This is a genomic window from Kitasatospora sp. DSM 101779 (genome assembly GCF_025655475.1).
In the GTDB taxonomy this organism is placed as follows: Bacteria; Actinomycetota; Actinomycetes; order Streptomycetales; family Streptomycetaceae; genus Kitasatospora.
Genome location: NZ_JAHTIK010000001.1, coordinates 1,005,640 through 1,014,617 on the forward strand (window position 1 = coordinate 1,005,640; position 8,978 = coordinate 1,014,617).

7 protein-coding genes and 1 pseudogene are annotated in these 8,978 nt (G+C 75.5%); 6 read left to right on the plus strand and 2 right to left on the minus strand.

Going from position 1 to position 8,978, the window contains the following annotated elements:
• Window positions 1-121: 121 nt before the first annotated feature.
• Entirely contained in the window at window positions 122-1,492 is a 1,371-nt protein-coding gene (locus tag KSNIM_RS04755) for a helix-turn-helix domain-containing protein (protein ID WP_263101964.1), read from the plus strand.
• Window positions 1,493-1,587: 95 nt separating this feature from the next.
• Here the strand turns inward: KSNIM_RS04755 and KSNIM_RS39030 are convergent, their stop codons facing one another.
• Complete coding sequence (locus KSNIM_RS39030; RefSeq protein ID WP_317633991.1) at window positions 1,588-1,755, minus strand: hypothetical protein; 168 nt, start codon at window positions 1,753-1,755, stop codon at window positions 1,588-1,590.
• 548 nt (window positions 1,756-2,303) lie between these two features.
• Entirely contained in the window at window positions 2,304-2,762 is a 459-nt protein-coding gene (locus KSNIM_RS04765) for a Zn-ribbon domain-containing OB-fold protein (protein WP_263101965.1), read from the minus strand.
• Window positions 2,763-3,010: 248 nt separating this feature from the next.
• Here KSNIM_RS04765 and KSNIM_RS04770 point away from each other — a divergent pair, with 248 nt between their 5' ends.
• The 5 genes and pseudogenes from KSNIM_RS04770 to KSNIM_RS04790 form a co-directional block, all read left to right on the plus strand.
• The gene (locus KSNIM_RS04770; protein ID WP_263101966.1) at window positions 3,011-4,360 is read left to right on the plus strand and encodes a transaminase; all 1,350 of its coding nucleotides are present in this window, start codon (window positions 3,011-3,013) and stop codon (window positions 4,358-4,360) included.
• A 123-nt stretch (window positions 4,361-4,483) separates the two neighbouring features.
• Window positions 4,484-4,924, plus strand: a complete 441-nt coding sequence (locus KSNIM_RS04775) for an Lrp/AsnC family transcriptional regulator (protein ID WP_030277498.1) — start codon at window positions 4,484-4,486, stop codon at window positions 4,922-4,924.
• Window positions 4,925-5,042: 118 nt separating this feature from the next.
• Entirely contained in the window at window positions 5,043-7,517 is a 2,475-nt protein-coding gene (locus tag KSNIM_RS04780; RefSeq protein ID WP_263101967.1) for a DUF3376 domain-containing protein, read from the plus strand.
• A gap of 686 nt (window positions 7,518-8,203) precedes the next feature.
• Window positions 8,204-8,725, plus strand: a complete 522-nt coding sequence (locus KSNIM_RS04785) for a SigE family RNA polymerase sigma factor (protein WP_263101968.1) — start codon at window positions 8,204-8,206, stop codon at window positions 8,723-8,725.
• Window positions 8,725-8,978 (plus strand): annotated as a pseudogene (locus KSNIM_RS04790) (hypothetical protein); the annotation flags it as partial. The gene KSNIM_RS04785 and the pseudogene KSNIM_RS04790, both read left to right, overlap by 1 nt.

The window sequence follows — 8,978 nt, forward strand, 5'->3', positions numbered from 1 at the left end:
CCACGGCGCCGCACCGGCACCCGGCCCGCGCGCGTCGGCCCACGCGCGTCGGCGGCGCGGGCCGGGCAGCGCATAGGGTGGCCCTCGCACGTTCAGGCCCGAGCGGACAGGTGGGACAGCAGTGGCGGACACGACGACCCCGGCGGACCCGGGCGCCTCCGGCACCGTCGGCCGGCGGGTGCACCGGCTGCGGGTCGAACGCGGCCTCACCCAGCGCCAACTCGCGGAGCCCGCCTACACCGCCGCCTACATCTCGATACTGGAGTCGGACCGGGTGCGGCCCTCGGAGGCCGCCCTGCGGCACCTCGCCGAACGGCTCGGCGTGACGTACGAGGAGCTCGCCACCGGGCGGCCGCCGCACATCGCGACCGGCCTGCGGGCCGAACTGGTGGACGCCCAGCGGCTGCTGGCGCTCGGCGAGGGCGAGCCGGCCGCCGCCGCGTACCGGCGGCTGCTCGCCGAGGCCGAACGGCACGGCCTGGAGGCCGAGCGGGCCGCCGCCCTGCTCGGGCTCGGCCAGTGCGCCCTGTACGCGGGCGACCTGACCGCAGCCCGCGGGCACTTCGAAGCCGCCGAGCCGCTGCTCGCCGGGGCACCGCCGGTGCAGCGCGCCCGGGCCGTCCGCGGCCGCGCCGTCGCCCACCTGCTCGCGGGCGAACTGCGCTACTCCTGCTACCTGCTGGAGAGCGCGATCGACGAGCTGAACGCCACCGGGCTGCAGGACCCGGACGCCCTCGTCCTGCTGTACACCGCCGCGATCGCGCCCTACCTGGACATGGGTGCGCACGCCCGCGCCGCCCAGGCCGCCGAGATCGCGCTCGGCCTGGCCCCGCAGGTGACCGATCCGGCGCTGGTCGCGGGCATGCACCGGACGGTCGCCCGCACCCTGCTCGCCGAGGGGCGCACCGCGGAGGCCGACGCCTCACTGGCCAGGGCGGCGGCGCTGTACGAGCAGTTGCAGATCCGCACCGAGCTCGCGCACTGCCACTGGATGCGCGGCTACGTGCACGCCCAGGACGGCGCGCTGGAGGCCGCCGCCCGGGAACTCACCACCGCCCGCGACATGCTGGCGGCCGGGCGGGCCGAGCTCTACACCGCCCAGGTGGAGGTGGAGCTGGCCGACGTGCTGCGCCGGCTGGGCCGCCGGGAGGAGGCGGGGCAGTTGCTGGTGCGGCTCCTCGACGGGTTGCAGCCCGACCGCGGGCCGGTGCACCGCGCCGCCGCCCACCGGCTGCTGGGCCTGCTCGCGGAGGACGGCGACGACACCGCGGCGGCCGAGGAGCACTACGGGCGCGCCCTCGCCCTGCTGGAGCCCACCGGCGCGGCCGGTGACCTGGCCGACCTGTGCCGGCTGCTCGGCGACCTGCAGCGCCGGCTCGGCCGCACCGAGGCCGCCCTGGACACCTACCGCACCGGCCTCGGCCACGCCGCGGCCCCCGGCACGACCACCCTCGGCCCCGCCCCGGCGCAACCTCCGCTCACCTCCGCCTGAGCTCCCGAGCGCCTGGACCGACGGAGCCCGAACCGCCGGCCTCCGAACCGCCGGCCTTCGAACCGCCGGGCGGGCCCTCACGGGAGGCTCGCCGGTCATGCCGCCGGGCCGAGATCCCCCTCCAGGAGCGTCTGGACGACCGGGGGACGGCCCCACAGCGCCAGGATCTCGTTGGCGAGGGCCACGACGGGCAGGTGCTCGCCGTCGCCCACCTTGACGGATGCGGCCGACAGGCGGCGGGGGACGGCGTCTGCGTCCAGCAAGGACGCGCCATTCCCGGGGACCGAGTTCGAGGAACTCCAGGCCGGTGAGCCCGGCGATCTCCAGGGGGTCGGCCAGCGAGCCGGGCCGGGCGAGCGACGAGGGTGGGCAGTCGGGCCAGTCCTGCGACGGGGGCGAGGCTGACCGGCGGACCGTCCGACCTGTCGATCGACAGGACCTCCAGGTCGGGGTGGGCGGCGGCCCGGACGGACGCGAGAGCCCCGTTCCCGACCCTGGCCGCGACCGGGAGGCCGTACGCGGGCCGCCGCCGTGTCCGTCCTTCGTCCGGCCCAGGACGAAGTCGGTGAGGGAGTCGGCCAGGAGTTCGGCGCCGAGGGTCAGCTCATGGCTGACCGTGATCACCTGCCCGAGGTGTCCGCCCGGGCCGGGTGTCAGGTCGACCGCCAGCTCGTCGCCGCCGTTGGACAGGGGCGGCCTCTGATCGATCATGCGCAGACCGCGGCGAGCGGCAGTGACGCTCGAACCGCTCCACGAGCTGGCCCCCACCCCCACCCCGCGCGCGTCCCGCGGAGGCAGCCGCGGCGGGCCGTCAGCCCGCGCGGCGGGCGGCGGGGAGGACCGCGGGCCGGACGCCGCCGATCGCGCGGGCGGCGAAGAGGCTCTCCGGCTCGACCGGGCCGAGCTGGCCGGCTGCCAGCCGGAAGGCCACCAACGGGCCGCTGGCGACGGCGAGTTCCACCCGGGTGCCGGCCGGCACGGCGCCGGGCATCGTACCGGTCACCGCGGCCTGCACGGTGAACCCCTCGTCGAGGGCGACCACGTAGGGCATCGGCTCGCCCGGGCCGCGCCGGGCCGCGGGCAGCAGCCGGCGGACGGTGCCGGTGCCGCGACTGAGCTCGTCGTCCAGGTCGGCACTGCCGCAGACCGGACAGAGCATGCGGACGGGCGCGGTGGCGGCGCGGCACCAGCGGCAGCGCCGGAAGACCAGCTCGGGGCCGGGCTGCTCGGCGACGGATGCCCCGGAGGGCGCGGTGGCGACGGGGTTCATGGCGGCTCCTCCCGGTCCGGGCCGCGGCGCGCGCAAACCGCGCCGATGCCCGATCGACACGACACGGGGAGCGTATGGCACTGAGTGCCAATCGGTAAAGGCACTGAGTGCACGCCGCTGCGCAGGGCCTCACAGACGCTCGAATCGATTGCTTAAACAATTGAATCGAGCGTCATTCCTTGCTCGTGCGCTCGGTGCACGCCTACAGTCGAGGCATCTCCCCCGGCCCCCGACGCTGAGGTACCGCCATGGACCGCGCCCGACTGCAGCACCTGCTCGCCCGTGAGACCGCCGAGGCCGAGCGCCGCAATCCGCGGTCGAAGGCCGCCTACGCCCGCGCCGACCACCTCTTCGGCCGGGTGCCGATGACCTGGATGAACAAGACCGCCGGCACCTTCCCCCGCTACCTCGGCACCGCGCACGGCGCCCGGATCACCGACATCGACGGCCACGAGTACATCGATTTCTGCCTCGGCGACACGGGCGCGATGGCCGGCCACTCCCCCGAGGCGGTCGCCACCGCCGTGCAGCGCCGCTTCGCCGAGCAGGGCGGCGCGACCGCGATGCTGCCCACCGAGGACGCCGAGTGGGTGGGTGCCGAGCTGACCCGCCGCTTCGGGCTCTCGCACTGGAGCTTCTCGCTGACCGCCACCGACGCCAACCGCTGGGCGATCCGCCTCGCCCGCGCGGTCACCGGCCGCAGCAAGATCCTGGTGAACAGCTACAGCTACCACGGCAGCGTCGACGAGTCGCTGATCGTCGTCGGTCCGGACGGCCGCGGCGCGTCCCGCCCCGGCAACGTCGGCGCCCCCTGCGACGTCACCCTCACCAGCCGGGTCGCCGAATTCAACGACCTCGACCAGCTGGAGCGCGAGCTCGCCCACGGCGACGTCGCCGCCGTCCTCATGGAGCCCGCCCTCACCAACATCGGCATCGTGCTGCCAGAGCCCGGCTACCTGGTCGGCGTCCGCGAGCTGACCCGCGAGTACGGCGTGCTGCTGATCAACGACGAGACGCACACCTTCTCGGCCGGCCCCGGCGGCTGCACCGCCGCCTGGCACCTCGAACCCGACATGCTGACCATCGGCAAGGCCATCGGCGGCGGCATCCCGGCCGGCGCCTACGGGCTCTCCGCCGAGCTGGCGGACCGGCTGCTCGGGCGCTCCGACCTCGACCTGGTCGACATGGGCGGCGTCGGGGGCACCCTGGCCGGCAACGCGCTCTCCGTCGCCGCGATGCGGGCCACGCTGGAGCACGTGCTCACCGACGACGCCTTCGAGCGGATGGGCAAGCTCGCCGAGCGCTTCGAGGCCGGGGTCCAGCAGGCGATCGACCTGCACGGCCTGCCCTGGTCGGTCAGCCGGCTCGGCGCCCGCACCGAGTACCGCTTCGCCAGCCCGGCCCCGCGCACCGGCACCACCTCCGCGGAGGTCGCCGACCCGGAGCTGGAGGACTTCCTCCACCTCTACCTGGCCAACCGCGGCATCCTGATGACGCCCTTCCACAACATGGCGCTGATGTGCCCTGCCACCACCGAGGCGGACGTGGACGCCCACACCGACGTCTTCTCCGTCGCCCTGGCCCGGCTGATCGGCTGACACCTCGTCGGCCGACCGGCCCACCGGCCGACCCGCCGTCCGTCCACAGGCCGCCGGTGCCCTCCTCGGGCCCGGCGGCCTGGCGGTAGGGTGCGTGGGTCGACGGACCGAGGAGATGCGAATTTGGACGAGATCGACCGGGCCATCCTGCGAGAGCTGCAGACCGACGGCAGGATCGCGTACGCCGACCTGGGCCCCAAGGTGGGCCTGTCGGCCTCGGCCGCTCGGCAGCGGCTGCAGCGGCTGATCGACGCCAAGGCCGTGCAGGTCGTCGGCGTGACCGACCCGATGGCCATGGGCGGGCAGGCGATGGCCATGCTCGGCATCACCGTGGACGGCGACCCGCGCGGCGTCGCCGACGAACTCGCCCGGTACGGCGAGGTGGTGTACTCGGTGCTGACCGCCGGCGGCTTCGACCTGTTCGCCGAGGTGGTCTGCCCCGGCCCGCGCGAGCTGCTGGACTTCGTCAACGACACCGTGCGGCCGATCGAGGGTGTCAAGCACATCCAGTCCTTCCCGTACTTCGGCATCCACACCCACCGGTTCTTCTGGGACGTCGGCTGACCCCTCGCCACCCACCACCGCGCCCGCTGCGCCGCCCGGTGCATTCCGTTGCGCCGAGCGGCTGAACGAGCCGCCCGGCCCGGCCTGCGCCGCCCGCCCGGCCGCCTAGCCTGCCGCTATGACCGACCAGGACACCGCGGCCGGCGGCGCGCCGCAGGAGGTCCGGCTCGCCCTCGTCCTCAACGGCGGCATCAGCCTCGCGGTCTGGATGGGCGGTGTCGCCCACGAACTCGACCTGCTGCGCCAGGCCTCCCGCGGCGACGACGAGTCGGGCGTCGCCGAGCGCGACCGCCCCGCCTTCCGGATCTGGCAGCGCATCACCGGGGAGCGCCGCAGACGGGTCGTGGTCGACGTGGTCGCCGGCACCTCCGCCGGCGGGCTCAACGGCGTCCTGCTCGCCACCGCCGTCGCCCGCGGCGCCGCCCTGCCCGACCTGCGCGCCACCTGGAACCGCACCGCCGACCTCACCCGCCTGCTGTCCGAGGACGGCGCCGGCGGCCTGCTCCGCGGCGCCGTCGTCGAGGAGGCCCTCACCGAGGCCGTCGCCACGATGGGCGGCGAACCGCAGCTGGCCGAGCCGGTCACCCTCTTCCTCACCGCCACCGCCCTCGACGGCCGTCCACGCCGCTGCACCGACGGCTACGGCGGCGCCTTCGACGTGCCCGACCACCGCCGGGTCTACCGCTTCCGCCACGACGACGAGGCGCCCGTCTACGAGCGCACACACCCCGGCACCTGGCAGGTCGGCCGGCGCCCGGTGCGCGACTTCCACGGCCCGGCCGGCCGCCCCGCCCCGGCACTGCTGCGCGCCGCCCGCGCCACGGCCGCCTTCCCGGTGGCCTTCGCCCCGGTGCAGGAGGCACCGATGGCCGACCACCGCGACCCGCCGTCCGACATCCCCAGCAGCTCGGTCATGGACGGCGGCGTCCTCGACAACGAACCCTTCCGGCCGGTGCTCGACGCGATCGGCGAGCGCCTCGCCGACCGGCGGCCGGAACGCGTCCTGGTGTACGTGGTGCCCTCCGCCGGCACCCTGCGGCAGGAGGCCGTCGGCCGCAAACGGCCCGAGGACATCACCTGGACGGAGGCCGCCGCCACCGCCCTGCACCACCCCCGCGAGGCCAACTTCCGCTCCGCCACCGAGGACCTCGCCGAACGGATGCGCACCCGCGTCTCCGACGTACAGCGCCACCTCTTCCGCGAGCTGTACGAGAACCCCGTCCGGGCCACCCGGCTGCTGCACCGGGCCGCCGAACTCCTCGACGACTACCGCCGCAGCCGGGCCGCGGCCGTCGTCTGGGACGTCCGCCGGCAGGCCGCCGCCGACGGCGTCACCGCCCTGCTCGACCCGCCCGGCACGGCGGCCGACTGGCTGCCCGGCCGCGACCCCGCGTGGCTGCCGCCGCCCGCCACCGAGCACGACGACCCCGTGCACACGGCCGACCCCGGCGACTGGCGGTGGGGCCTCGTCCCCACCGAGCGCGTCCTGCGGCTGATGCTCGACGACCTGCAGCGGCGCCTGCCCGACTGCGAGCCCGCCGTGCGCCGGCAGTTGGCCTCGGCGGCCGGCCTGGTGTGCCGCCGGCTCGCGGAGACCCTGGCGGTCGGGGCGGCCGTCCGCACCGCCCTGCGCGAGGCACCGCCGCCAGGGCCGTCCGACGCCGGGATCGCCGACCTGGTCAGTGAGGTCTTCACCCGCCTCGACGCCGCCCGCACCCTCGGCGGACTCGTCCGGCAGGCCGCCGGCAGCTACCTCACCGCCCTGCACACCCTCGGCGACCAGCGCTTCGCCACCGTCCGGGACGCCCTCGCCTGCTGCCTGGCCGTCGAGGTGCTCAGCCACGCCTACGCCCCCGCCGCGGCCGCCGTCGAACGACCCACCCCCTCCTTCTCCTTCCTCCGGCTCGGCCCCGACGACCTCGGCCCGCTCTTCCGGCAGGACCGCTACGCCGACATGGGCGACCGCAAGCTCTACGGCACCCGGCTCGGCCACTTCGGTGCCTTCCTCGACGAGGACTGGCGCAGCTCCGACTTCACCTGGGGCCGCCTCGACGCCGCCCACCACCTGCTCCGCGTCCTCGTCCCCGAGCCGGCCGAACGGCACGACGCGGAACGGGAGTTGCACAGCGCGCTGCTCGCCGCCGAGATCGGGCGGGAGCGGATGCAGCAGAACCTCGACGAACTGCTCGGCGCGGACACCACCCTGCTCGGCCGCACCGTCGGCGGCCCCGAAGGCCGCGAGGTGCGGCAGCGGACCGCCAGGTCCGCCCGTGCCCTGCTGCTCGCCGAGCCGGACGCCGACGCCGCCGGCCCCACCCGGTGGGCCCAGCGTCGGCTCAACGTCCCGGCCCGTGCCGCCCTGGACCCGGAGCCGCCCGACACCCGCGGCCTGCCGCTGCGCCGCAGGGTGGCGCTGTGGCTGCTGCGCCGTGCCACCCGCCGCGTCCGCCGGCAGCTGGACCAGGACCCGCTGCCGGGCGCCCTGCGCGCCGCGGTGCGCCGCGACGCCGTCCGTGTGCTCTGCGCGGCGGCGCTGCTCTGTCTGCTGCTCGGTGCGGGTATCGCGCTGGCGATCGCCCTGCCGCTGACGTGATCGCCGTTGGCGCGTACGACGGCATCTCGCTGACGTGATCGCCGTTGGCGCGTACAACGGCATCTCGCTGACATGATACCCAGTCACTTCAGTGGCGATCGATCGCCTGGGTAACGGCCATTCGCTCCTGAACGGCCACGTGCCGACGTGACGGCGATCTGCTGCCCCGACAGCCCCTCACTGCTCCGACGACACTCGCTGCTCGACGGCCCGCTCCCTGCCTGGCGTGCCGTCCACTGCCTGGCGTGCCGTCCGCTGCCCAGCCATGCTGTTCGCTGCCCACGGCGACCCGTTCCGACCTGGCAGGACCGATTTCCCGTCCGGCGGCAACCTTCTGGGCATCGGCGGCAACCCGGGGGCAGCCAGGCGCCGAATCGAAGGAGGCCCCCCGTGTCCAGCCCTGCCCCGGAGAGACCGTTCGACCCGTGCCGCCCGCCCCTGCCCTCCGCTCGCGCCGGGGTGCGCGCCGACCGGTCGGGTACGAAGGGGTGATGGCGCTGGGCACGGTACCCGCCGCCGACCGGCTCGGCTTCGACAGAGCCCGCCGCGCGGCCCCGCCGGCACCCCTGCGACCTGCGGCGACGACCGGGACACCCGGTGATCCGGCGGTGAGAGGAGTTGGTAGGCTGCCGCCCTCCCTACTGATTGAGAACGCTCACAACGGATCGAGAGGTCACGCCCCGGACATGATCGCCGACGATGCGTCCGCGGAGTTCCACGACTTCTTCGAACGCCACCACGCCGAACTCGCCCGGCTCGCCCACCTCCTGACGGGCGAGGCGGACGCCGCCGACGACCTCGCGGCGGACGCGATGGTGGCCCTCTGGCACCGCTGGGACCGGGTCCGCGGCGCCGACCACCCCGTCGCCTACGCCCGCGGCGTGGTCGCCAACCTCGCCCGCGGGCGGATCCGCACCGCGGTCCGCGAGCGGCGCCGGGTGCTGCTGTTCTGGTCGCACCGCAGCGAACGGACCGACGGGCCCGACGTGGCCTCGGTCCTCGATGTCCGGGCCGCGCTGGCCCGGCTACCCTTCCGCAAGCGGGCCTGCGTGGTGCTCCGGCATGCCATGGACCTCTCGGAGAAGGAGACGGCGCTGGCCCTCGGCGTCTCGGTGGGCACGGTGAAGAGCCAGACCTCCAAGGGGATGGCGGAACTGCAGCGGCTGCTCGGCGACCGGGCCGGCGAACTGACGGGAAGGAGGAGCTGATGGACGAGTTGCGCCGACAGTTGCGCGAGGCCGCCGAGGCCCACCGGCCGGACCGGGAGCGCATGCTCGCCCGCGTCGAGCGGGGCATCGCCTCCTCCGGCGCTGCGCACCCGGACGAATCCGACCTGCCGGCCGGCCGGCACCGGGTGCGCCGCGGTCTGCTCTCCTGGCCGCGGATGGTGCTGGCCGGGCTGGCGGCCGCCGCGGCCCTGGCGGTCGGCGGCCTGGCGGTGGCCGCGATCGCCCAGCGGCC

Coding starts and splice junctions, on each gene's coding strand:
- KSNIM_RS04765 (WP_263101965.1), bottom strand. CDS start 2,762: ATGAACCCCGTCGCCACCGCGCCCTCCGGGGCATCCGTCGCCGAGCAG.
- KSNIM_RS04770 (WP_263101966.1), top strand. CDS start 3,011: ATGGACCGCGCCCGACTGCAGCACCTGCTCGCCCGTGAGACCGCCGAG.
- KSNIM_RS04780 (WP_263101967.1), top strand. CDS start 5,043: ATGACCGACCAGGACACCGCGGCCGGCGGCGCGCCGCAGGAGGTCCGG.
- KSNIM_RS04785 (WP_263101968.1), top strand. CDS start 8,204: ATGATCGCCGACGATGCGTCCGCGGAGTTCCACGACTTCTTCGAACGC.